The 24,786-nt window shown below is 65.9% G+C and carries 19 protein-coding genes; 13 read left to right on the top strand and 6 right to left on the bottom strand.

All coding sequences use genetic code 11. The features are described 5' to 3' along the window. Positions 1-84: 84 nt before the first annotated feature. The 3 genes from A9D60_RS18865 to A9D60_RS18855 all read right to left on the bottom strand — a co-directional run bounded on the left by A9D60_RS18865 (position 85) and on the right by A9D60_RS18855 (position 8,551). The gene (locus tag A9D60_RS18865; protein WP_065269015.1) at positions 85-933 is read right to left on the bottom strand and encodes a 2-keto-4-pentenoate hydratase; all 849 of its coding nucleotides are present in this window, start codon (positions 931-933) and stop codon (positions 85-87) included. Between the two features lie 23 nt (positions 934-956). After that, complete coding sequence (gene pbpC / locus A9D60_RS18860; RefSeq protein WP_254656735.1) at positions 957-2,957, bottom strand: penicillin-binding protein 1C; 2,001 nt, start codon at positions 2,955-2,957, stop codon at positions 957-959. A gap of 143 nt (positions 2,958-3,100) precedes the next feature. Further along, a complete protein-coding gene (locus A9D60_RS18855; RefSeq protein ID WP_175392986.1) occupies positions 3,101-8,551 on the bottom strand; it encodes an alpha-2-macroglobulin family protein in 5,451 nt (1,816 codons plus the stop codon). Positions 8,552-8,701: 150 nt separating this feature from the next. On the opposite strand from A9D60_RS18855, the gene A9D60_RS18850 reads away from it, so the two are divergent. Then, complete coding sequence (locus tag A9D60_RS18850; RefSeq protein ID WP_065269013.1) at positions 8,702-11,032, top strand: response regulator; 2,331 nt, start codon at positions 8,702-8,704, stop codon at positions 11,030-11,032. 280 nt (positions 11,033-11,312) lie between these two features. On the opposite strand, the gene yaaA is transcribed toward A9D60_RS18850, so the two are convergent. The 3 genes from yaaA to A9D60_RS18835 form a co-directional block, all read right to left on the bottom strand. Continuing rightward, positions 11,313-12,077, bottom strand: coding sequence for a peroxide stress protein YaaA (gene yaaA / locus A9D60_RS18845; RefSeq protein WP_065269012.1), 765 nt, complete (start codon positions 12,075-12,077; stop codon positions 11,313-11,315). A 29-nt stretch (positions 12,078-12,106) separates the two neighbouring features. Then, positions 12,107-14,164 carry a DNA helicase RecQ gene (gene recQ / locus A9D60_RS18840; RefSeq protein ID WP_065269011.1) on the bottom strand — a complete coding sequence of 686 codons (2,058 nt, stop codon included), beginning with the start codon at positions 14,162-14,164 and terminating at the stop codon, positions 12,107-12,109. A 125-nt stretch (positions 14,165-14,289) separates the two neighbouring features. After that, on the bottom strand, positions 14,290-14,577 hold the full coding sequence (locus tag A9D60_RS18835; protein WP_019295027.1) for a YggT family protein: 288 nt from the start codon (positions 14,575-14,577) through the stop codon (positions 14,290-14,292). A gap of 133 nt (positions 14,578-14,710) precedes the next feature. Here A9D60_RS18835 and A9D60_RS18830 point away from each other — a divergent pair, with 133 nt between their 5' ends. The 12 genes from A9D60_RS18830 to A9D60_RS18775 all read left to right on the top strand — a co-directional run bounded on the left by A9D60_RS18830 (position 14,711) and on the right by A9D60_RS18775 (position 24,786). Continuing rightward, positions 14,711-15,259 (top strand): acyl-CoA thioesterase, encoded by a 549-nt coding sequence (locus tag A9D60_RS18830; RefSeq protein WP_065269100.1) that lies wholly within the window; start codon positions 14,711-14,713, stop codon positions 15,257-15,259. Between the two features lie 79 nt (positions 15,260-15,338). Beyond that, positions 15,339-16,703 (top strand): MFS transporter, encoded by a 1,365-nt coding sequence (locus tag A9D60_RS18825; protein WP_065269010.1) that lies wholly within the window; start codon positions 15,339-15,341, stop codon positions 16,701-16,703. After that, positions 16,700-17,569 (top strand): penicillin-insensitive murein endopeptidase, encoded by an 870-nt coding sequence (gene mepA / locus A9D60_RS18820; protein ID WP_065269009.1) that lies wholly within the window; start codon positions 16,700-16,702, stop codon positions 17,567-17,569. Before A9D60_RS18825 ends, mepA begins: the two co-directional genes overlap by 4 nt. After that, positions 17,542-18,453 carry an esterase-like activity of phytase family protein gene (locus A9D60_RS18815; protein WP_065269008.1) on the top strand — a complete coding sequence of 304 codons (912 nt, stop codon included), beginning with the start codon at positions 17,542-17,544 and terminating at the stop codon, positions 18,451-18,453. Before mepA ends, A9D60_RS18815 begins: the two co-directional genes overlap by 28 nt. 197 nt (positions 18,454-18,650) lie before the next feature. Next, the gene (locus A9D60_RS18810; RefSeq protein WP_065269007.1) at positions 18,651-19,286 is read left to right on the top strand and encodes a queuosine precursor transporter; all 636 of its coding nucleotides are present in this window, start codon (positions 18,651-18,653) and stop codon (positions 19,284-19,286) included. Between the two features lie 275 nt (positions 19,287-19,561). Further along, positions 19,562-19,981 carry an alternative ribosome rescue aminoacyl-tRNA hydrolase ArfB gene (gene arfB / locus A9D60_RS18805; protein WP_065269006.1) on the top strand — a complete coding sequence of 140 codons (420 nt, stop codon included), beginning with the start codon at positions 19,562-19,564 and terminating at the stop codon, positions 19,979-19,981. 75 nt (positions 19,982-20,056) lie between these two features. Further along, a complete protein-coding gene (locus A9D60_RS18800; protein WP_065269005.1) occupies positions 20,057-20,803 on the top strand; it encodes an SDR family oxidoreductase in 747 nt (248 codons plus the stop codon). Positions 20,804-20,832: 29 nt separating this feature from the next. Further along, the gene (locus tag A9D60_RS18795) at positions 20,833-21,063 is read left to right on the top strand and encodes a hypothetical protein (RefSeq protein WP_065269004.1); all 231 of its coding nucleotides are present in this window, start codon (positions 20,833-20,835) and stop codon (positions 21,061-21,063) included. An 84-nt stretch (positions 21,064-21,147) separates the two neighbouring features. Next, positions 21,148-22,170, top strand: a complete 1,023-nt coding sequence (locus A9D60_RS18790) for a P1 family peptidase (protein ID WP_065269003.1) — start codon at positions 21,148-21,150, stop codon at positions 22,168-22,170. Positions 22,171-22,279: 109 nt separating this feature from the next. Continuing rightward, positions 22,280-22,756: a c-type cytochrome gene (locus A9D60_RS18785; protein ID WP_065269002.1), complete on the top strand. Its 477-nt coding sequence runs from the start codon at positions 22,280-22,282 to the stop codon at positions 22,754-22,756. A gap of 153 nt (positions 22,757-22,909) precedes the next feature. Then, positions 22,910-23,452, top strand: a complete 543-nt coding sequence (idi, locus tag A9D60_RS18780; RefSeq protein WP_065269001.1) for an isopentenyl-diphosphate Delta-isomerase — start codon at positions 22,910-22,912, stop codon at positions 23,450-23,452. Between the two features lie 77 nt (positions 23,453-23,529). Then, positions 23,530-24,786, top strand: a complete 1,257-nt coding sequence (locus tag A9D60_RS18775) for a flavin-dependent oxidoreductase (RefSeq protein WP_065269000.1) — start codon at positions 23,530-23,532, stop codon at positions 24,784-24,786.

Here is a 24,786-nt window from a genome sequence, read left to right as displayed (position 1 = left end):
TGGGCCAAGCGCCGCGCCAAAAGCGCGGCGCGGATCGCTTCGGGCACAGCCCGAAGCGAAGCACCTCCTCCCGGCGGCAGCGGATTATTGCTTGAAGAACACTTCAACCACCGGATCGCCCGGCAGACCTTCGTAAGTCACACTGACCCCGCCCTTGCCTGCGCGCGGCGGGAACAGCGGGCCGAAGGACCCCACCGAGATCAGGTCGCCCGGCTTGAACTCCACCCCCTTGGAGCGCAGCCACAGCACCGCATTGACCGGATTGCCCAGAACTGCCCGGCCCGGTGCCTGCACCAGCACGCCGCCCGCCGCGTCGCGCATTGTGACGGACATTTCCTCCAGCATCCGGGCCATCTCTGCCGGGTCTTCAACCGGCACCGGCGCACCGAGGACACCGAGACGGGTGCCAACCCCCATTGCGGTGATGGTTTCCGGGGTGAAGGGCTGATCCTTGGCAAGCGTCAGGTCGGGCAGTTCAATAAACGGGCGGACGGCGGAGATGTGGGCGAGGGCTTCCGTAGGCGTTATGGCACCGTTGATCGCTTCATCCGCAACCACCAGCACGAGGTCCGCCTCCACCATCGGGATGGCACCCCAGGGGGCGTCAAGGGTGGCACCGTCCTCAAGCATCATGTTCTGGAACAGCAGGCCCCGCACCGGCTCTGTGGCGCCGAAGCGGTCCTGCGCAGGTTTGCTGGTGAGGCCGGCCTTGTAGCCGACAACTGGCCCCATAATTGGTTCCATGGCCAGAGCCAGTTTAGCCTGAGAGCAGAGCGCGTCCTGCATACTGCCACCGGGGGACAGCGCCTGCGCCGGGGCCTTGGCCAGATAGCTGTCCACGAAGGCGGTGATTTCACCGTCTGTGGCACAGGCGGCCATGGCCGCTGGAGCTGTGAAGGCAATGGTGCAGGCGGCAAGAAAGGGTCTCAGCATGACAGGGCCTCCGGGAAAAGGGATCAATCTATCCGCAGGTTAACCCGGCCGGAGCGGCCGGCGCCATCGACAATCACCAGCGAGGAAAAGCCGGGACCGGGGCTGGGCAGGGAGAACTCGCGGCGGCGCTGGCCTGTGAGCACCGGCAGCCCGTTTGCCATGACCATGAACGGCGCGGTGCCGCCGCGGAGTTTGAGGGTCAGGTCCGCGCCCTCCAGCATCAGCCGGGCGCCGTCGGGCGGGAAGATCAGTTCCGGCGCGTCAGAAGTTTCAGAGAATGCCGCGTCGCGCGGTCGGAAGCGCTGCAAAGGCGGCGGCAGGTCTGCGGAGCTGACGATCAGAGTGGCGGGCGGTGGCGGCGGCAGAGGGTCAAGTGCGGGTTTCAGGCGCCCGAAGGCCTCAAACAGCACCGGCGCGGCCAGATCACCGCCGAAGATGCCCGGCACCGGCGTGCCGTCGGCGCGGCCCATCCAGACGCCGATCACGTGGCGGCCGTCCCAGCCGATCGCCCAGGCATCGCGGTGGCCGTAAGACGTGCCGGTCTTGTAGGCAATGCTGCCTGCGCGCCCGCCCGCGGGCACCGGCAGCCCGCGCAGGATGTCCGCGACCTGCCAGGCGGCCTCGGGCGAGGTGAGGCGGCCTGCGGGCTGGCGTGCCTCGCCCTGCATCAGGCGCAGTTTTGGCCCCTGCCCGCCTGCCGCCAGCCCGGCGTAAAGCTGCACCATATCCTGCAGGCTGATGCCAAGTCCGCCCAGCGACAACGCCAGCCCCGGTGCGCCGCCGGGCAGTTCCGGATTGGCTCCGCTAGCGCGCAAGGACGCCATCACTCGGGCCGGGCCAAGCTCCTGCGTCAGTTTCACCACGGGGATGTTGAGGGACAGTTGCAGCGCCTCGCGCACGGTTATGTCGCCGCGGAATTCGCCGTCGAAGTTCTGCGGCGCGTAGCCTGCGAAATTGACCGGGCCGTCGTGGATCAGGGTTTCGGGATGCGCCAGCCCCTGGTCGAAGGCGAGGCCGTAGATCAGCGGTTTCAGGGTGGAACCGGGGGAGCGGATGGCCTGGGTCATGTCGACAAAGCCGCGGCGTGTGGCGTCGGAGTAGCCGGGTGAGCCGGCCATCACCAGCACTTCGCCGGTCTGGTGGTCAGCGGCAATGAGGGCGGCGGAGAGGTGCGGGCCAGTATTTCGGGCGGCCTCTGCCAGCAGGGTCTCCATCCGGGCCTGCACCGCGCCGTCGAGGGTCAGGCGCAGCTGGCGCTGGCCGGGGTGGCGTAACGCTACCCGGTCCGCCAGATGCGGGGCAAGGCGCGGGAAGGCGGCCATGTGGTGCGGCAACGGGGTGCGGCGGGCGGCCTCGGCCTGTTCTTCGCTCAGGAGGCCCTGGCGCTGCATCCGCGCCAGCACCCGGTCGCGGGCTTTGCTGGCGGCCTTAGGGAAACGGTCGGGGCGGCGGCGCTCCGGGCTTTGCGGCAGGGCGACCAGCAGCGCGGCTTCTGCGAGCGTCAGGCGGTTTGGTTCCTTGCCGAACCAGCTGTAGGTTGCGGCGCGGATACCCTCTGCCGCGCCGCCATAGGGAGCGTGGGTCAGGTACAGGGTGAGTATTTCGTCCTTGCTGAGGCGGCGCTCCAGCGCCAGCGCCACCCGCATCTGGCGCAGCTTGCCGGACCAGCGCCCGGTGGTGCCGTCCTCCAGGAGGCGCGCGACCTGCATGGTGAGGGTGGAGCCGCCGGAGACGGCGCGGCCGTTCCACAGCGCCTGCCCTGCGGCACGGATCAGGGCGGTGGGGTCGACGCCGGCATGGGCGCGGAAGCGCTTGTCCTCGTAGCGCAGGAGCATGTCGAGGTAGCGCGGGTCGACATCCGCAGGCTGCACGGCGAGGCGCCAAAGGCCGTCGTCCACGGGGTAGGCGCGCAGGAGCTTGCCGTTGCGGTCGAGGACTTCGGTGGAGACCTCAGTTAGGGTGAGGGGGAGGCTCGTGCTTTCTATCCAAGTGTCGAGAGTGCGCCACGCGGCGAACGTCCCCACAATCAGGACTGCTAGGACCAAGGCGCTCCATTTTTGCCACTTGCCTGGCCGATAGGCCGGGTATCGCCCGTCCGCCCCCCTGGGCGGGCGATACTCGCCCCCCCGCGGACGGGCAATGCCCTTAGGTCTGTTGAACAGGCGTCTCACCTGACTTCCACACGCCCTGCCGCCGTGCGGGCGCGGTAGGCGGGGCGGTACATGTCCTCGACCGAAGCGGCCGGGTGGTGGAACACGCCCGGTGTCACCGCGCGGACCACATAGGCCAGCGTCACCGCCGAAGCGTCGCGCACATTCAACGCCGCCAGGAAGCGGTCGCTGCGGAATTCGGCGTGTTCAGCCTCTGCCGGGTTCAGCCAGTCAAGGTCGCGCAGGTCGCCGGAGCGCAGCAAGTTGGGGTTGTCGATCTCGAACCCCGCAGGCAGCGGGTCGTTGATCATCAGCCGCGCGCCGGTCTTTTCATGCGGCTTCACCTGCAGGACTGCCACGAAGCGCGCGCCTGCGCTGACAGACTGCGCATCCAGAGGCTGGCCCTCCAGCGAGTAATAGCTGCGCTCGATCGTGTAGCCGAAGCCGCCCGCGGCGGGCGGGACCTCTGGCACGCCGAGCGTGGTGAGGGTGATTTCCGCGGTGCGGCCATTGGCGGCGGTGAGCGCCATTTCCGGCATGTCCTGACCGTCTGCGGCCTGCACGAATGGCCCCTGCACCGGTTGGCCGTTCACCAGCAGGCCGGAGTCCTCGGGATTTTGTGTGAGCGCATGGGCTGCCATCAGTGTCCAGGCAGACTCCTGGGTGGAGAGATGGCCGGATGCGTTCGCGAGCCGCGCCGAGAGGCTGGCGCGGTCCACCGCCTCCGATCCGGCCTCTGCCGCCAGCGCCAGAACGCCAGCCGTGTCACGCAGGCGGGTGCCGAAATCGGCGCGCCAGAGGCGGGCCTCATCTTGCGCCTCGGCACCAATCATCTGCGCGGCGCGGGCAAACATCCGGTCGGCGCGGCGCTGATCGCCATAGGCCGCAAGGGCCGCGCCCAGCTGGGCGGCGGCAAGGGGGGTGGCAAAGGCGTCGCCCTTCACGTCCGCATAGTAGCGCAGGTCGCCCATCTGGGCCGCGCCTTCGCGGGCCAGCACCAGGAGGGCATAGGCGATCTCCTCGCCGCCGCTGTCGAAGTCAGGGGCGTAGTTGATGCGGTTGCGCAGGTTGTCCATTGCCTGGGCAAAGGCCTGCTGCGGCACCGCGTAGCCTTGGGCGCGGGCGCGGCTGAGGAAGTCGCTGGCGTAGGCATCGAGCCAGAACTCGCCGCTGTCAGCCCGCCAGAGGCCGAAGGCGCCGGAGGGGGCCTGGCGGGTCAGCACCTGGCGGATGGCGGCGTTGATGCGTTTATCCACCGCCGGGCCGTCACCCAGCCCTGCGGCTTGGGCGACAGAACTGAGGTAAAGGAGCGGCAGCGCCTTGGACGTGACCTGCTCGGTGCAGCCGTAGGGGTACTGGTCCAGTTCCGCCAAGAGGCCCGGCACGTCGAACTTGGCGAGCGGGCCGGAGGAGATGTTGGCACGGGCAGTGCCGGGGCGCAGGCCTGCAAAGACGTCCTTGCTGAACAGGAAAGTGTCGCCGCCTGCGAGGGTGAAGCGGCGGGTCTCAGACGTTACCGGATCATTGGCGCGGACCGGCATCCGGAGGGTCTGCCGCAGGTCCTGTCCGTCCGGGGTGGTGAGGGTGAGTGCCAGTTCATGGTCACCGACGGATTCTGCCGTGACCGGCAGCTCCAGCACTGCCTTGCCCTGCTCTGCCAGGGTGACGGAGGCGGGCAGGCTGCCAAGCGTCAGGCCGCCTGCGGTGGTGGCGGTCAGTTTCATGTCACCCGCGGGGCCGTCGGCATGGACAATTTCAATCCTTGCGCCGCTTTCATCACCCGGCGCCAGGAAGCGCGGCAGGGAGGCGGTGACCACAACCGGGTCGCGCACCAGCATGTCTGCTTCAGCTTGTCCCACCGCCTTGCCCGACCAGGCAACCGCCATCAGCCGCACAGTGCCGTTGAAGGCGGGGAGCGTCAGGGGGAATTCGGCCTCGCCATTGGCGTCCACCTGCAGCGGACCGGAGAACAGCGCCACAAGGTCCTGCGTGGGCGGCGGCGATTGCATCTTCATGCCGCTGTCGGCATCACCGCCGGAACGGATGCGGCCCATGGCGCCGTTGCCGGGGTCGATCAGGCGGCCATAGACGTCGCGCAGCTCCATCCCCAGGCGGTGCTGGCCGTAGTAGTGCGCGCTGGGATCGGGGCTGGTGAAGCCGGTGAGGTTGAGGATGCCGAGGTCGACGGCGGCAACTGTCAGCCAGATTTCCTCGCCCTCCGCCGCGCCATCCACGCGGAGTTTCGCCATTTGGGTGCCGCGCGGGCGGGCCACTTCGGGGACGTCAATAGCGACTTGCAGCTGCTGGCCGGGCTGGGTGACGCTGGCGTGGGCGAGGCCCAAGGCGCGCAGAGGAGTGCGGCCACGGTCGCCTGCTACCGGCTGGATCACGGTTGCGGTCACATAGGCGCCGCTGCCCCAGTCCTGCGTCACCTCCAGCGGGATCACGGTTTCGCCGGCCGGGACCTCCACCGCCATGCGGTGGATCAGGTGGTTGGAGACCACCGAAACCAGCGCCGTGCCCGCAGCTTGCGGCACGATGCGCAGGCGGGCGGTGTCGCCGGGGGTATAAGTTTCACTGTCCAGCGACAGGTCCAGCCGGGCGGGTGTCTCGGTGCTGCCTTCGGGCGCATACCAGCCGGCGTAGAAGTCAAAAGCGGCGGAGGCATAGGCGCCATCAAGGCGTTCCACCACCAATTCATAGCGGCCCCAGTCGACGGGCTGGGAGAGCGGCAGCGGGTCGCTGCCCAGCTGCGCCTCACCGGTGGCGACGCGGGTGCGGCGGGTGATCGGCTCCCAGTTCCAGTTGCCGTAGAGCTGATACCATTGATAGCGGGTCTCGACCCGGTTCAGGGTCCATTTCACACGCATCGGCATCGGGGTCAGGTCCGGAGCCAGGGCGATGAGCTCGAAGCCGGCTTCTGAGCCTTCTGCCGCGACCTCGTCAAACATGGGTTTGATGCCAAGGACCGGACCGGACGGGCGGACCGGCAATTCCATGGAGCGCTCCACCGGGCGGGCAGATCCGTCAGCCACGCGGGTGGTGAGAGTGGCGAGCAGCGGCTTGCCCTCAGCCGGTGTGGCGGCGGGAAGGCTGGCAGCAATGACAGCGCTGCCGTCTGCGCCGGTTTCCTGGCCGCCGAAATACTCGGTCTGTGCCGAGAAAGGTTCATCATAGCGGCCGAAGCGGAAACCGGGCCATTGCTCCAGTGTGTTTGCGGCGGTGAGGCGGAGGCTGCCCTCCACCTTAAGGCCAGCGCCCGGAGCACCGAACAAGTAGTCGGCTTGCAGATTGATCTGCGCAGCGGCGCCAGGCTGGAGACTGTCCGCATTGGTGACCTGCTGAGTGAAGTCGATGCGTTCGGGCAGGAAATCCTCGACCAGGATCTGGCGGCTGGCGAGCGCGGGGGCCTTGAGGTCGCTCTTGATCTCGATCCGCCAGGTGCCGCGCGGGGCGGCGGGGCCGGTGGCGAGCGCAAAGACATGTCCGCCCTGATGACCCGCGGCGGAGGTCTGGCGGGTGTATTCCACGCCGTCGGGGCGCAAAAGGATTGCAGTCAGCGGCAGGCCGTCGATGGCTTGCGCTTTGCTGTCCCGGGCCAGTGCTGTGACATGCACGGTTTCGCCCGCGCGGAATGCGCCGCGGGTGGTGGCCAGGAACACATCCACTGGTCCCGGTGCGGGACGGCCCGAAACGCCGCGGTCCGACAGGTCAAAGGCGGCATCATTGAGGGGCAGGAAGGTGAAGTCGCCCTCCCCTGCCCGTGCGGTGATCAGCGCCGGTGCTGCACCGCCGGAACCGCGGGTGAGGCCGGGGGTGAAATGCACATAGCCGCTGGCGTCGCTGCTGGCGGTCGCCAGAACCTCGTTGGCCGCGGAAATCAGGCTGACCTCGGCCCCCGCCTGCGGTTTGGCATCACGCAGCCCCTGCACCTGAACGTGCAGGCCATCGCTGCCGGACATGGTGCTGAGGCCGAGGCCGGTCAGTACGAACCACTGGGTGGCGCCGGCATCGTCATAGGGGTCAGCCCCCGGCACCCGTGCAGTCAGCGCGTACAGCCCCGGCTTTTTTTGCCCGGTCAGCGCATCGTCCAGCGGCAGGCGGCTGGTCATCACCTGATTGATGGCGGTGTCCACCTCGGCGCTGCCGGTCCAGATTTCCTCGGCAATATTTTCGGCGAAATGCTCATCCTCCCACTGGGAGAGCGGCTTGGCGAAATAGCCCTCCTGCAGGGTGCGCAGCACGTTGCGGCTGCTGACCCGGCGCAGGCGCAGGTCCAGGTCTGTGACATTCACCGTCTCCACCGGCAGCGCGGCCTGACCGCCCGCGGGCAGCACATACGCCCGGCCCGGGAAACGGACCTGCGGGGAGCGGTCGCGGACATAGTGGGTCAGCTCCACGTCTTTCAACAGCTGCTCGCCGCTGGCGGCAGGCAGGCCGCGGCGCAGGGTGATGCGGTAGCGTTTGCCGTGCTCCACGCCGTCCACACAAAGCTGGCGGCCCTGAGCGGTAACGGCCAGGCTGCCGTCGCCCATGCGGACATAGTTTTCATAGTCAGTGCCGGCCTGTTCCAGATCCTCCGAAAACTCGGCGCAGATGCGCGGCGCGGCGCTGTCGCTTTCCACCGTGCTGGAGGTGACGCGGAAGCCGTATTTGCGGATCGCATAGTTCAGCAGTTCGGCATTGGCCTTGAGCGGAATGATCTCCTCTGCCAGATGCAGGAGCGGCAGCATGTCCCGCCCGCGGCCCAGCGTCTCCACCGCCTCTGCTGCCTGGCGCAGCGCCCGGGCTTGCGCCTCGGGCTCCGTGGCGCGCAGGTAGCCGTTCAGCGCCGCGGAAAACGCCTGCGTTCGGTGGCGGCGCTGCTGGCTGCGGCTGTTGCTGTCCTTGGCGGCGCCCAGCAGAAATCCTGAAAATTCTGTCCAATCCGCGGCCTCATCTTCCAGCACAACGGCCTGGGCCATCCAGCGCAGGGCAGCGAGGGGCGCGCCGTCCCGCCGCAGGCTGCGGGCGGCGGCGCGGGCTTCACCAGCGTCATTGGTGTCCAGCGGATAGTTCAGACCCAGGGTGCGGGAAAGGCCGACCGCGCGCTGCAGTTCCTGTTCCGGCAGAAAACCCAGCCGCGCAGCGCGGGGCGCAGCCGCCGCTGCCAGCCCGGGCGCGGCAGGCTGTTTCACCGCGGACAGAGCGCCGGCATAGGGGCTGGACTGCCCCATCGCGGACTTTGGAAAACAGGCGTTCGCCCGCTGATTGAAGACAAAACCCGCACAGTCCGCTTGTGCCGTGCAGGCGCGGGCGCAAGACTCGGTGTCTGTATCAAACAGCGGTTGCAGGTCAGAGCCGAAAAAATCGGTATCCGCGTATGAGCGGTAACCAAACTCAGGAACCGCCTGCTGCGCCTGAGCAGCCGGCAGAAACGTAACAAAAGCAATAAAATATAGAAAAGCAGAAGCAAACAGACGCGGCATGGCACCCTCCAATACTGGGGTCAGGCTGGCACGGGCTTAACGTCATAGCAAGATTCCTCAGCGTAACAAAAAGAGAGAGCAGCGCGGCTGCCCTGCGCGCAGAAATTGCTGCGCGCCTTTTTGCGGTGATGGATTGCGGAGTTCGCAGGGATGAGCCTTGCTGACAAACTGGCGGAAGAAAGGCGGGCGCGGCTCGCCGCTGAACGGCTGCTTGAGCTGAAGCAGGCTGAGCTGTCCGCTGCCAACCGCAAGCTGGGCCGCCACGCGCTGGCACTGACCAAGCAGATCGGCCAGACCCAGGCCGAGGTCGCCACCGTGCGCGACGAAAACGCCAAGGTGAAATCCGACCTGCACACCGCCAATGAGAAGATCGAAACCGCCGAGCGGCGGCTGTGGCACTCGATCCAGGCGTTTCAGGACGGCTTTGCCTTCTTTGACGCTGCGGGGCACCTGATCGGTGCCAATACCGCCTACCTCAACATCTTTGACGGGCTGGAAGAGGTCACGCCGGGAATCACCTATGAGCGGATCCTGGAGCTGCTGATCGAAGAGGGGCTGATCAGCACCGGCAGCATGAAGGCCCGCGACTGGCATGCGATGATGTCAGAGCGCTGGCAGTCCGATTCCCCGGAACCGGTGGTGGTCCAGCTCTGGGATGAGCGGTACCTGCGGCTGATCGATCAGCGCGGCCACGGCGGCGATGTGGTGACGCTGGCGCTCGATATCACCTCGACCGTGCGTTACGAGCAGGAACTGCAGGATGCCCGTGCCCGGGCCGAGGCCGCAAACCGCGCCAAATCCGCCTTCCTCGCCAACATGAGCCACGAGATCCGCACCCCGATGAACGGGGTCGTCGGCATGGCCGAGCTGCTGAACGATACCGAGCTGAACGAGGAGCAGCAGCTCTATGCCAAGACCATCAAGAACTCGGGCGAGGCGCTGCTGGTCATCATCAACGACGTGCTGGATTACTCCAAGATCGAGGCCGACAAGCTGGAGCTGCATCCGCAGGAGTTTGACCTGGAGCGCAGCCTGCATGAGGTGGTGATGCTGTTGCAGCCAACCGCCCGCGACAAGGGTCTGGCGCTGCTGGTGGATTACGACCTGTTCCTGCCGACGCGGTTCGTAGGCGACCCGGGCCGGATCCGGCAGGTGCTGACGAACCTGGCCGGCAATGCGGTGAAATTCACCAAGAAGGGCCATGTGACCCTGCGGGTGACCGGAATCACCTCGCCCGAAGACGGTCAATGCGCGGTGCATGTCACAATCGAGGACACCGGGATCGGCATTCCGGCAGAGAAGCTGGAGCATGTGTTCGGCGAATTCAATCAGGTTGAGGATGAGCGCAACCGCAAGTTCGAAGGCACCGGGCTGGGGCTGGCGATCTCCAAGCGGCTGATCGAGATGATGGGCGGCGAGATCTGGGTCGACAGCGAAGAGGGCAAGGGGTCCTGTTTCGGCTTCCGGCTGCCGCTGCCCGTGGTTGGCGGCGCGGCGGAGCAGACACTGCCGAAACTTCCCGGAAGCCTGCGCCATGTGCTGCTGGTGGACGATGTGCCGCTGAACTGCGAGATCCTGCAGAAGCATTTGCAGATGCTGGGCCTCAAGGTGACCACGGCCGGCACCGCGGCAGAAGCGCTTGCGGCCATGCAGGGCGGTATCAGCCTGGTGCTGAGCGGCCACAACCTGCCGGGGCTGGACGGCTTGCAGCTGGCCCGCGACCTCAGGTCCTACGGCTGGACCGGGGTGCCGGTCCTGCTGCTGAATTCCAGCCCGCATACCGCCATCGGGTCCGATCTGCGGCAGCTGGTCAGCGGTGTGCTGCAAAGCCCGGCCCCGCGCGATGACCTGTTCAGCCAGCTGGCCCGGCTGGGCGGCGAAACCACAAGTCCGGATGTGCGCACCGCGGCAGCCGCTCCCGCCGCCGCAGCAGCAGCGCCCGTGCCGCCGCCGCCGGTGCCCCCCGCGCCAGTGGCCGCGGTGCCTGCAGCACCGGCAGCTCCTGCCGCGCCCGCGGCCCCGGCGATCCGCAAAATGCGCGTGCTGGCAGCGGAAGACAACAAGACCAACCAGCTGGTGTTCAGCAAGATCGTGAAGGAGCTGAACATCGAGCTGCAGTTTGCCAACAACGGGCTGGAGGCGGTGGAGGCCTTCAAGACCTACCGCCCCGATCTGATCTTCATGGACATCTCGATGCCGATGATGGACGGCAAGGAAGCCACGATGGAAATCCGCAGGCTGGAAGCAGGGACCGGCAGCCGTGTGCCGGTGGTGGCGCTGACAGCGCATGCGATGGCAGGCGACTCCGAGGGTATACTGGCCGCCGGGCTGGACCACTACCTGACCAAGCCGCTGCGCAAGGCGCTGATCCACGACCAGATCCGCAGCCACGCGCCTGCGGGCATCCAGCCCGTTGAGGCGGAGAGTGCTCCCGCCCAATCCGCGGCGGCGGGCAATGCGCCCGAAGCAGGCACAGGCTAGCCTCCAGTGATTGAGGCGTTCCGGCTGCGGCTGACCCGGCGGACAAGGACCGGAGCCTGGCGCGGGACAAGCGCCGCAGCAGCCGTTGCCCTCTGACCTCCGCCTGCCCCGGCTAAGCATCCCAGCGGTTCTCCCGCGCCCGCGGGCGCCCCGGCTGCGCCGGAGACACCCTCCGTGCGGCCATGGGCCCGGCAGCGCGCGTTCCGCGCGCTGCCGGGCCCAACCGGGACGGTGCATTCTGTGAATGTGCCGGAACGGGCGGGAGCTGCCCCGCTCTCACTCAGCCTTTGCGCAGGAAGACGGGTTTGTCCGGCTCCGACATCTGCGGATGGTAGGCATAGCCGCCGGCATCGAAGTCCTTAAGGCTCTCCGCATCCGTCAGCCTGCCTTGGATGATGTAACGCGTCATCGCGCCGCGGGCGCGTTTGGCATAGAAGCTCACCACTTTGGGGGTGCCGTTCTTGTCTTCCATGAACACCGGTGTGACCACCCGCAGCTTCAGCGCCGCCAGATCCACTGCGCCGAAATATTCCTGGCTGGCGCAATTTACCAGCAACCCGGCGCCCACGGCCTCTGCCTGCGCATTCAGCGCCTCCGATATCTTGCTGCCCCAGAACTCATAGAGGTTCTTGCCGCGCGGGTTCTTGAGGCGCGAACCCATCTCCAGCCGGTAGGGCTGCATCGCGTCCAGCGGGCGCAGCACGCCGTAGAGGCCCGACAGGATGCGGAAGTGCTCCTGCGCCCAGACCATTTCATCGGCGTCCAGCGAGGCGGCCTCCAGCCCCTGGTAAGTGTCACCGGCAAAGGCCAGCGCCGCCGGGCGGGTGGCGTCTGTTTTGGGATCGGCGGCAAACTCCTGAAACCGCGCATGGTTCAGCTTGGCCAGATCCTCGCTGATGTGCATCAGCTTCATCAGATCCGCCACGGATTGTTTGCGGGCCACTTCGGCCAGTTCCACCGCGTCGTCATGCAGCGCGGGCCAGGTCATTTCCTGATCCCGTTCCGCCCAGTCCAGCTTCTTGGCCGGAGAGGTCACTACCAGCATATCTGCCCCCTTCTATCCTTGGCGCGACCCTAGCCCGCGCCGCGCAGGACGTCCAGAAACGCCGAGGCGAAACGTTCGGCGCGGCGCTCTCCTAACAGCCTTGTGATGCCGGCCTCGTCGCCTGCGCGCAGCTGCGCCACCTTGGCCAGAAGCGAGGCCGAACAGGTGAGCGGTTTCAGGGTGCCGCATTCGCCGCGGGCCAGCTGTGCCTGCACCTCCAGCAGCCCGTCGTAAACGGAGCCGGATTCACGGCCGGCAAGTTTGCGGCGCGCCGGGTGCACGTGCTCCGCCGCGCCGGTGATCACGCCCAGGAAATCATCGCCGTAGCGTTCCAGCTTCTTGGCCCCGACGCCGTTGATGCGGGCCATCTGGTCGAGGGTTCCCGGGCGCATCTCTGCCATCTCGATCAGGGTGCGGTCGGGGAAGATCACATAGGCCGGCACTTTCTGCGCCTCGGCCAGCGCCCGGCGCTTGGCCTTCAAGGCGGACAAGAGCGGCGCGTCCTCCTCGGAGACCAGCGCCTTGACCGCCGGGCGGCGGTCTGCGGATTTGATGGTGTCGCGGCGCAGGTCGATCGACTGCTCACCGCGCAGGATCGGCAGCGCGGCCTCGGTAAAACGCAGGGCGCCGTGGCGTTCGGGGTCGGGGCGCAAGAGGTCGTGGCCCATCATCTGCCGGAACACCGCTTGCCACTGGCGTTTGCCGAACTCCTTGCCGCAGCCGTAGACCGACAGTTCGTCATGGCGCTTGGCCCGGATCCGTTCGTTGTCGGCGCCCAAGAGGATGTCGATCAAATGGCCGGAGCCGAACCACTCCTCTGTGCGCAGCACGGCTGACAGCGCCTTCCTCACCACGGTGGTGCCGTCGAATACATCGGCGGGCGTGTCGCAGAGGTCGCAATTACCGCAAGGCTCTGCCTCTTCGCCGAAATAGCCGAGCAGTTTCTGGCGGCGGCAGTGCAGCGCCTCGGCCAACCCCAGCAGGGCATTCAGCCGGGCATGATCGGCGGCGCGGCGTTCCGGCGGGGCGAGGCCCTCGTCGATCTGGGCGCGGCGCAGGCGGATGTCGTCGGGGCCGAACAGGGTGAGTGTTTCGGCAGGCGCGCCATCGCGGCCCGCGCGGCCGATTTCCTGGTAGTAGGCTTCGATGCTTTTGGGCAGGTCGGCATGGGCGACCCAGCGGATGTCGGGCTTGTCGATGCCCATGCCGAAGGCGACGGTGGCGACCACGATCAGGCCATCCTCGCGCGCGAAACGGGTTTCGACGATGCGGCGGTCCTCAGCCTCCATGCCGCCATGGTAGAAACAGGCGGAATGGCCTGCTTCGCGCAGCGCAGCAGACAGCGCCTCTGTCTTGGCGCGGGTGCCGCAGTAGACGATGCCGGACTGGCCCTTGCGGGCGGCGGCGAACTCCAGGATCTGGCGGCGGGGGCTATCCTTAGCACCGAAGGCGAGGTGAATGTTGGGCCGGTCAAAGCCGCGCAGGAAGCTGCGGGGGGCCTCGCCGTCGAACAGTTTCTGGACGATTTCTTCCTGGGTTTCCTGGTCGGCGGTGGCTGTGAAGGCCGCCAGCGGCACGTCCAGGGCGCGGCGCAGCTCGCCGATGCGCAGGTAATCGGGGCGGAAATCATGGCCCCACTGGCTAACGCAGTGCGCCTCGTCCACCGCAATCAAACTGACGCCGATGCGGCGCAGCATCCCCATGGCCGCACCGGAGGCGAGGCGTTCCGGCGCCATGTAGAGGAGTTTCAGGCGGCCCGCCTCGATCGCTTCCCAGACCTGTTCGGTCTCTTCATCGGTGTTGCCGGAGGTGAGGGCGCCCGCGTTGACGCCGGCCTCCTGCAGGGCGCGGACCTGGTCGCGCATCAGCGCAATCAGGGGTGAAATGACAACTGTAATGCCGTCGCGCAGCAGCGCGGGCAGCTGGAAGCACAGAGACTTGCCGCCGCCGGTGGGCATGATCGCCAGCACGTTTTCCCCGGCGGTCACGGCGTCGACGATCTCCTCTTGCCCCGGGCGGAAGGCGTCAAAGCCGAAAATCTCGCGCAGAATGGGAGTCGCGCCGGTCAGGGCGGTCATATCCGTCATGGGGGCGGAGGGCCTCGTGGTCAGTGCTGCTCTTGCTTGGCAGGCACAATCCCACAGGCGGCATGGGGCGGCAAGGCCCGCAGATAAAAAGCCCGGCAGGAAATGCCGGGCCGGAGATTTTCAGATCAATAGAACGCCGAGACGTTGTTCACCAGGATGATGCGCAGCGCATAGACGCCGATCAGCACCGCCAGCGGTGCCAGGTCAATGCCGCCCATGTTGGGCAGGATACGGCGCACCGGCGCGTAAAGCGGCTCCAGGATCCGGTTCAGGCCGTACCAGATCTGTCCCACCAGCTGCTGGTGCAGGTTCAAGACCTGGAAGTTGATCAGCCAGCTCATGATCACATGGGCAATGATGAAGAACCAGACCACGTCCAGGATCAGCATCAGGATTTGGAACAGCGAGACCATCGGTATTTCCCTCTTTCGAACAGCCTCACAGGTAAGCAGACGCAGCGAAATGCGCAAGGCTTCCGCGAGGTTGCGGTTGACGCGCTGTAAACGGGTGGCATCACGGGCACATGCCAACATGGAGCGCGCGCCGATGTACCCGATATTCCGCCTGATCAAGGATACCGTTCTGGCCAGCCGGATGGAGCCGCTGCCGATCACCGGCATGCATGTCTCCAGCCACATCTGCTGGCCCTGGGACCTGGACATGTGGATGGAGCTGAACAACGGCCGCACCATGACGCTCTATGATCTTGGGCGCACCATGCTGGCGCAGCGGGTGGGGCTGATCCGCTGCCTGCGGCAGCAGCGCTGGGGGCTGACGGTGGCGGGGTCCTCTGTCCGCTACCGTCGCCGCATCCGCGGCTTCGAGAAGTTCGAGATGCGCAGCCGCACCGCGGGCTGGGACGAGAAATTCATTTATGTCGAGCAGTCGATGTGGAAGAAGAGCGGCGACTGCGCCAGCCATGTGATGCTGCGCACTGCGGTGACGGACCGCAACGGCATCGTGCCGCCTGAAAAAGTGCTGGCGGCGCTGGGGCAGGATGCGGAAGCCTCACCCGAGCTGCCCTGCTGGATCAAGGACTGGTGCGCGGCGGATGGCGGCCGGCCCTGGCCGCCGATGCAGGACGGGCTTGCCTAGGCCCCTGCCCGCCTGCCATACCTGAAGGCAAGAGGGTGCAGACCCGTAACTCCTGCGCCCCGATAACAAGAGGGCGGGCATGCAGCAGGTATCCATGCGCAAGCGCATCTGGGGGTGGTGGTTCTTCGACTGGGCCAGCCAGCCTTATCACACCCTGCTGGTCACCTTTGTTTTCAGCCCGTTCTTTGCCGCCGTTGCGGCTGAGCATTTCATTGGCCAGGGACTGGCGGATGAGGCCGCCAAAGCGCAGGCGCAGACCATCTGGTCGCTTTGCCTGACCGTTACCGGGTTGATCATCGGCTTCGGCGCGCCGTTCATGGGGGCACTGGCCGATATCTCCGGCCGGCGGCGGCCCTGGATCATGATGTTCTCGCTAATGTATCTGATCGGTGCTTGGGGGCTGTGGTACATGGACCCGGGCGGCAGCAACCTGTGGTGGATGCTGATCAGCTTTGGCTTCGGCTTCATCGGGGCAGAGTTTGCGCTGATCTTCGTCAACGCGCAGCTGCCGTCGCTGGCCAGCAAGGAGGATGTTGGCAATGTCTCCGGCTCCGGCTTTGCTTTTGGCTACCTCGGCGGAGTGATTTCGCTGTTCATCATGCTGTTGCTGTTTGTCGAGCAGGCCAGCGGCAAGACCCTGATCGGCCTCAGCCCGCTGTTCGGCCTGGACGCTGAGGCGCGCGAGGGCACCCGCGCGGTCGGGCCCTTCACCGCACTGTGGTTCGCCGTTTTCATGATCCCTTATTTCCTGTGGGTGCGCGAAGGCCGCGCCACCGGCCGGCGCGGCACCGTGGGACAGGCGGTGGCGCTGGTGGTGCAATCAATGAAGAATCTGCGCAACCGGGTCAGCCTCGCCAGCTATCTTGGCTCCTCCATGCTGTACCGCGATGCGCTCAACGGGCTTTACGGCTTTGGCGGGGTCTACGCCAAGCTGGTGCTGGGCTGGCAGATCACCCTCATTGGCGTCTTTGGCATCGTTGCGGCGCTGGCCGCCACGATCTTCTGCTGGGCCGGCGGCAAGGCGGACCGGAAGTACGGGCCGAAGCCGGTGATCATCCTCTCTATTCTGGTGCTGAGCCTGGTCTGCCTGACCATCGTCAGCATGTCGCGCGAGCAGATATTTGGCATCACCCTGCCCGAAGGGTCAAAACTGCCGGATGCGGTGTTCTTTGGCTGCGGCGTGCTGATTGGCGGCTTTGGCGGCATCCTGCAATCGGCCAGCCGCAGCCTGATGGTGCGCCACACCGACCCTGCCAAAGCGACCGAGAGCTTTGGACTTTACGGGCTGTCGGGGCGCGCCACCGCCTTTCTGGCGCCGATGCTGATCGGCGTTGCAACAACTGTCACCGGCAGCGCCCGGCTGGGGATCACCCCGGTCATCGGCCTGTTTCTGATCGGATTGGTACTGTTAATCTGGGTTCAAGGAGAAGGAGATCAGGGTTGAGACTGTTACTTGCCATCTGTCTGGCGGTTGCGGGATTAAGTGTTCCGGCAAGCGCGCAGACCCCCGCCAAGGCGCTGTTCGGGGCCAAGCCGAGCGCCTCGCAGCAGAAACCCGCGCCGTTCGGCTCCTATGCCAAGGGCTGCGTCGCCGGTGCTGAGCAGCTGCCCGAGACCGGCCCCACCTGGCAGGCAATGCGCCTCAGCCGCAACCGCAACTGGGGCCACCCCGCCGCGATTGATTTCGTCAAGGACCTGAGCCGCGCGGCCGCGAAACAGCGCGGCTGGAAGGGGCTGTATATCGGCGACATCAGCCAGCCGCGCGGCGGGCCGATGCTGTCGGGCCACCGCAGCCATCAGATCGGCCTGGATATCGACATCTGGATGCGGCCGCCGGACCGTCTGAACCTCAGCCGCAGCGCGCGGGAGAACATCTCTTCGATCTCCATGCGCCGGGCCAAGGGCGCCTATGTGAACGCGAGCTGGACCCGTGCCCACCACGAGATCCTGAAAGCCGCAGCGCAGGACAAGCGGGTGGCGCGGATCTTCGTCTTTCCCGGCGCCAAGGTGCAGATGTGCAATGACGAAAAGGGCGACCGCCGCTGGCTGCGTAAGATCCGGCCCTGGTGGGGGCATCACTACCACTTCCATGTGCGGCTGAATTGCCCGCGCGGCGCCCGCGGCTGTGTCGACCAGGCGGCCCCGCCCAAGGGCGACGGCTGCGCTGATGCACAGCGCTGGGTCAATGACATTTTGAACCCGCCGCCGCCGAAACCGGTTGACCCGAACGCGCCAAAGCCTAAACCGAGACGGGATTACACCCTTTCGGATCTGCCCCAGCAATGCGCCGCCGTTCTGCAATCAAACTGACCCTGGCTTTTGCCGCCGCCGCCGGGCTGGCAGCGGCGGCCTTTGCGGCCAGCCGCCCGGCACCGGTAATCAGCAAGGCGCAATTTCTGGGCAGCTACACCTGGAAGCTGAAACAGTCCTGGTTCGGCGGCTTTTCGGCGCTGAAAATCAGCGCGGGCGGACGGGAAATGACGGTTCTCAGCGACCGGGCCACACTGGTGACAACCAGTCTTCAGCGCAAGGACGGGCTTATTTCCGGCGTGACGGCACATACGGCGCACGGGCTGCGCGCCTCCTCCGGCAAGGTGCTGACAGGCTTTGCCGGCGACAGCGAGGGCCTGGCCGTCGCGCCGGACGGCAGCCGTTACATCTCCTTTGAGGGCGCCGCGCGGGTCGCCCGCTACCGCCGCCCCGACAGCCGCGCCAAGGTGCTGCCGCGGCCCAAGGCGTTCCGCAAGCTGCCGCTCAACAAGTCGCTGGAGACGCTGGCAATCGATGCCCGCGGCTATCTCTACACATTGCCGGAACGCGCCTTTGACAGACAGGGCCAGATTCCGGTCTGGCGCTGGAACGGCAGCCGCTGGAGCCGGCCCTTCAGCCTGCCGCCGCGCGGCGGCTTCCTGCCGGTGGATGCGGATTTCGGCCCAGACGGCCGGTTTTACCTGCTAGAGCGCGACCTGACACTGCTCGGCTTCCGCAGCCGGCTGCGGCGCTGGGATATCACCGCCGCCGGCCCGGTGAATGAAACCATGCTGCTGCAAACCGGCCCTGGCACCCATGACAATCTCGAAGGCCTTTCAGTCTGGGCCGACGCGGGTGGCCGGATGTTCGCCACTATGGTCTCCGACGACAATTTCCTGCCGCTGCAGCGCACCGAACTGGTGGAATACGCCCTGCCGCGCTGAAACAGCCCCTGCGCCGCGCCAGCGGCGCCACACCCAACCGCAAGGGGGTCTTCGCAGAAGGCACCCGGCGCGGGCGGGAGGCTCCCCCTGTTCCTGCCAGCCAAAACCTTGCGAAACAGGCGCGTGCAGTTTAAAGGGGCCGGTCTTTTGCCGCAGCGAAACCCTCTCTGCGGCCCCGAAACAAACGGATCCCGCGCATGACCCGCTCGCATATTCCCGGCATTCTTGCCATGGCCGCCGTGGTGGTGGCCTCCAACGTCCTCGTGCAATTCCTGTTCGGCAACTGGCTGACCTGGGGCGCCTTCACCTATCCGGTGGCTTTTCTGGTTACCGATGTGATGAACCGCGTCTATGGCGCTGCCGCCGCGCGCAAGGTTGTGGTGGCGGGCTTTATCACCGGGGTGATCTGCTCGCTGATCGGCACGCAGATCATGCTGCAGGGCGATGGCTTCACCTACCCGGCGGTGACCCTGCGCATCGCACTTGGCTCCGGCCTCGCCTTCCTGACCGCACAGATGCTGGACGTCGCCATCTTCTCCGCCCTGCGCGCAGGGAAATGGTGGCGGGCGCCGCTGGCCTCCMCCCTGATCGGCTCAACCGTGGATACTGCGATCTTCTTCACCGTCGCCTTCTCCGTCTCGCTGGTGTGGATCGAACCCGCCAATGATGTGTCCTGGGCGGGCGACATGCTGCCCCTGATCGGACAGGGGCCGGTGGTGCCCTACTGGGTCTCGCTGGCCTTCGCCGACTGGCTGGTGAAACTGTCGCTGGCATTGCTCGCGCTTGTGCCCTTCCGCATCATCGTGCGTAAGCTCTCCGCAAAGACCACATGATTTTGTTTTGACATCTGCCGAATCTGTGGCAGGCTGGGCTTACACGAAACATCAGAAAGGAGGTGCCCATTGTCTAGAGAAGCTATGGAGAGCAGTGCCGGAACAGTTCAGAAGGAGTGCGGCCGAGGCAGCCCTTGGTACGTATAGATCACTGAATTGGTGCTGACCTAACCGGTGCACCTCCTATCATCTCGAAGGGCTGTTCCCCGCGTGTGGAACAGCCCTTTCGATTTTAAGATCCCATTTAAGTACCCCGGCCGCAAACCATCGAAACCATGATCCGCATCAACGAGAAAATCACCCTGCAGGACTGGGAAATGACCGAGAGCTTCATCCGCGCCTCGGGGCCCGGCGGGCAGAATGTGAACAAGGTGGCCACCGCGGTGGAGCTGCGGTTCGAGGCCGAGCGCTCACCCGCGCTGGCGCCCGCGGTCAAATCGCGGCTGAAGCGGCTGGCAGGCCGCCGCTGGACCAAGGAAGGCGCGATCATCCTGCAATGCGACGAGACCCGCTCGCAGCAAAGAAACCGCGAGATCGTGCGCGAGCGGCTGGCAGAGCTGGTGCGCAAGGCGCTGGTGGCGCCGAAGCGGCGGATTGCCACCAAACCCACCCGCGGTTCTGTCCGGCGGCGGCTGGACGCCAAGAAGCAGCGCGGCGAACTGAAAGCGACGCGCGGTAAGATCGACCCGGATTGATCCGGCCCCTTTCCGGGGATTGCACCCGGTGCGCGCGCGGCCCATGCTGACGCAAACAACCGGGAGGATCAGATCATGCGGCTTGCTGGTAAAACCGCCATCGTGACGGGCGGCGCTTCGGGCTTTGGTGCAGGCATTGTGCGCAAATTCCTGTCTGAAGGCGCCCGGGTGATGATTGCCGATATCAACGGGGCAGCCGCGGAAGCGATGGCCGCTGAGCATGGCGGCAATGCCATCGCGCAAACCGTGGATGTTTCGGACAGCACTTCGGTAAACGCGATGGCAGAGGCAGCACTCGCAGCCTTCGGGCAGCTGGATATCCTGGTGAACAATGCCGGCGTCACCCATCTGCCCAGCCCCCTGGAGGAGATCAGCGAGGCGGATTTCGACCGGGTGCTGGGCGTCAACGTGAAATCGGTCTACCTGACCGCCCGCGCCCTGGTGCCGCATATGAAGGCCAACCGGCGTGGCGCAATCCTGAACGTGGCCTCCACCGCCGGCGTGTCGCCGCGCCCCAACCTCAACTGGTACAATGCCTCCAAGGGCTGGATGATCACCGCCACCAAGACCATGGCGGTGGAACTGGCCCCGTATGGGGTGCGGGTCAACGCGATCAACCCGGTGGCAGGGGAAACGCCGCTGCTGAAATCCTTCATGGGCGAGGACACCCCGGAAATGCGCGCCAAGTTCCTGTCCACCATTCCGATCGGCCGGTTTTCAACGCCGGAGGACATGGGCAATGCAGCCTGCTTCCTGTGCTCGGATGAGGCCAGCATGGTCACCGGCGTCGCCATGGAAGTGGACGGAGGGCGCTGCATTTAACGCTTTTTGTTTTACGCTGAGGTCACGCGATGCCGACTGACAAGATATCCATAGCTTTTACATTGGATGAGGCACTTGTCCTTTTTGAAGCTGCCGCGAAACTTAATGAAGCTGAATTATTGGCCGCCAAGCTGGACGAATGCGAACAGCAAAGTCTCTTTGATCTTGAAGCACAGCTAGAGAAGAGCCTGCCAGCAGTTCTGTCGAAAAACTATGCAGACGAATTGGTTGCCGCCAAGTTGAGGCTTGGGTCAAAATGAACGCTTCATTTCTTCTTTGAGGCAAATACTCCCGCCGGAGGCAGCACGCGCCAGCGTGCTCCCCAGGAATAAGGACATCCCGCCATGCTCCCCGGCCCCAAGAACCTGATCACCGACGTGCCCGGCCTGCGGGTCGGCAACGCCCAGGATGCAGCGCTGAAATCCGGCACCACGGTGCTGACCGCGGACAAACCTTTCACTGCCTCGGTGCATGTGATGGGCGGCGCGCCGGGCACACGGGAGACCGATCTGCTGGCGCCCGACAAATCGGTCGCCAGGATCGACGCGCTGGTGCTGTCTGGCGGCTCTGCCTTCGGGCTCGACGCCTGCTCCGGTGTGATGGATGCGCTGCATGAGGCAGACCGCGGCTTTCCGGTGGGTCCTGTTCGGGTGCCGCTGGTGCCGGGGGCCATCCTTTTTGACCTGCTGAATGGCGGGGACAAGGACTGGGAGCAGAACCCCTACCGCGCCTTGGGCCGTGCAGCGTTTGAAGCCGCGGCTGAGGATTTTGAGCTTGGCACTGCAGGCGCCGGCACTGGTGCGCTGACCGCGATGCTGAAGGGCGGTCTGGGCTCTGCTTCGCTGGTTCTGGACAACGGTGTCACGGTGGGCGCATTGGTGGCCGCCAATCCGCTGGGCGCCGTCACCACCCCGGGAGAGCGGCATTTCTGGGCCGCGCCGTTCGAAATCGGCGATGAGTTCGGCGGGATCGGCCCAGACACCGCTGGCGGCCTCGGCCGCAGCCTGCAGAGCCGCAAGATCGAGGCGATCCAGAAACTGGGCGGTGCCCCGCTGCCGCCGGAACGCGCCAATACCACCATCGCCATCGTCGCCAGTGATGCCGCACTCTCCAAGGCGCAATGCCAGCGGCTGGCAACCGCCGCCCATGATGGCATCGGGCGTGCCATCGTGCCTGCCCATTCCCCCGGCGACGGCGATCTGGTCTTTGCCGCCAGCACCGGCGCCAGAGAGCTGGAGGCACCAGACGCAGAGCTGGGGCCGCTCTGCCACGCTGCCGCGCTGTGCCTGAGCCGTGCCATCGCCCGCGCGGTCTATCACGCCCGGCCTGAACCGGATGATCTGCTGCCCTGCTGGTCAGCCCCCTGAATTACCGCAGCTTCCTGCCGGGACTTTGATGCGCGTCAAACTGCCGGTTGACACTGCCGGGTAATAAACCATGAGTCACACCTGCCAACTCAGAACTGGAGCAAGCAATATGAAACCTCTCATGACCGCCGTCATTTTCGGCCTCCTCGCAGCCCCTGCCTTTGCCGAAGGCGATCCGGCCAAGGGCGAGAAGGGGTTCAACAAGTGCAAGTCGTGCCACATGGTGGTGTCGGACGCAGGCGACGTGATCGTCAAAGGCGGCAAGACCGGCCCGAACCTGTGGGGCCTGGCAGGCCGTCAGGCAGGCACCGCCGAGGGCTTCAATTACAGCGATGACCTGGTCGCGGCAGGCGAAGCCGGCCTGGTGTGGGACGAGGAGAAGTTCATCGCCTTTGCCGCGGACCCCAAGAAGTTCCTGCAGGCTGAAACCGGCAATGCCAAGGCCAAGTCGAAAATGTCGTTCCGCCTGAAGAAGGGCGGCGAGGACATCTTTGCCTTCCTGGCCAGCCACAGCCCGGCCCCGGCCGAAGAGGCCCCGGCAGCGAAAGCCGCTGCTGAGGAAGGCGCAGAAGCCGCCACCGAATAAGCCTTCGAAACCGTCATTGACGGCTGTGAAGCCGCGGCATTTTGGCCGCGGCTTTTCGCGTAATTGCTTTCCGTGCCTGCAGACGTTAGCGGTAGTTTTCAAAGCTGTCGAAATGCGGCAGGCCGCAGAACAAGAAACCGTCACGGACACAGCATGAGCCACATGATCCCCGCCTGGGTGAACGGTGAACTGACCCCGGTCGACAAGCTGGCCGCGCACGAGCGCGGTCTGAAGCACAAGGCGGTCTCCGTCTTTGTGGTGAAAGGCGTGGAAATCCTGATGCAGCGCCGGGCGATGGGGAAATACCACACCCCCGGCCTCTGGGCGAACACCTGCTGCACCCACCCGATGTGGGACGAGCAGCCTTCTGCCTGTGCGGTGCGGCGGATGAACGAGGAGCTGGGGCTCTCTGGCCTTTACCCTGAATTCCGCCATCACCTGGAATACCGCGCCGATGTCGGCAACGGGCTGGTCGAGCATGAGGCGGTGGATGTGTTCCTGGCCCATGCCCACCGGCCGCTGCGGATTGCCGCCAACCCGGATGAGGTGATGGAAACCCGCTGGGTCGACTATCACGACCTCTTGGCCGAAGTGAGCCGCCATCCTGAGCGTTTCACCCCTTGGCTGAAAATCTACCTGCACAATTACGCCGACGTGATCTTTGGCCCCGACCTGATTATCGGCGGACGGCGCTGACCTCTTTCCCTGCCTGACGGCTTGCCCCGCCCTGCGCGCCGTGATTATCTGCGCCGCAAATAGGGAGTATACTTACCATGTCCATCCTGATCGCCGGCGGCGGCATTGCCGGGCTGACCCTGGGGCTGACGCTGCATCAGATCGGAGTGCCGTTCCGCATCTTCGAGGCGGCGCGGGAGCTGAAACCGATGGGGGTTGGCATCAACCTGCAGCCCAACGCGGTGCGGGAGCTGTTCGACCTGGGGCTGGAGGCGGAACTGGACGCCATCGGTGTCCGGACCCGGCAGCTGGGGTTTTACAGCAAGCTGGGCAAGACGATCTGGGAGGAGCCGCGCGGCCTGGGCGCGGGTTATGCCTGGCCGCAGTATTCGGTGCACCGGGGAGAGCTGCAGATGATGCTGCATCGTACATTGGTGCAACGCGCCGGACCGGGCTGCGTTGAGACCGGTGCGCGGGCCGCGGGGTTTGAAAATACCGAAGACGGTGCGGCGCTGCTGCTGGCGGATGGGCGTCGGATCGGCGGATCTCTGGTGGTTGCAGCGGACGGAATCCATTCCGCCCTGCGCGCTCAGATGGTGCCGGATGAGGGCGCCCCCATCTGGAACGGCCGCATCCTGTGGCGTGCGACAACCCGGGCCCCTGCCTTCAAGGGCGGCGCAGCCATGGCGATGATCGGCCATGACCATCTGCGCCTGGTGGCTTATCCGATCTCATCCCCGGATGCTGATGGCCGTGTCACCATGAACTGGATTGCGGAAAAGAGCTTTGATCCCTCCGCCCCCTGGCGCAAGGAAGACTGGAACCGGCCTGCGGACATCACTGAGTTCCTGCCGGATTTCGAGGACTGGCGGTTCGACTGGATCGACGTGCCGGCCCTGATCCGCGGGGCGGAGGCGGTCTATGAATACCCGATGGTGGACCGCAACCCGCTGGCGCGCTGGACATATGGCCACGTCACCCTGATGGGCGATGCCGCGCATCCGACCTACCCGGTGGGATCGAACGGCGCCAGCCAGGCAATCGTGGACGCGCGTGTGATTGGCGCGAAACTGCTGGCGCAAGGGGTGACTGCCGCAGCGCTTGAGGCCTACGAGGCAGAGGTACGCCCGGTGACGACTGCGGTGGGTCTGGCCAACCGCGCAGGCGGCGGGCCAGACGGCGTGTTGCAGCGGGTCGAGGACCTGTGCGGCGGCGGCTTTGCGGACATCACCGAGGTGATCCCGCATGCGGAACTGGCCGCCCATGCTGCCAAGTACAAATCCATTGCGGGTTTCTCCATCGAGGAGCTGAACGCCCGCCCGGCCACCATCCCTGCAGGCGCTCGCGTCAGCTAG

The organism is Leisingera sp. JC1 (genome assembly GCF_001679925.1).
Lineage (GTDB): Bacteria > Pseudomonadota > Alphaproteobacteria > Rhodobacterales > Rhodobacteraceae > Leisingera.
Note: the sequence above shows the minus strand (reverse complement) of the source record. Positions and strands in the feature narration are given on the sequence as shown.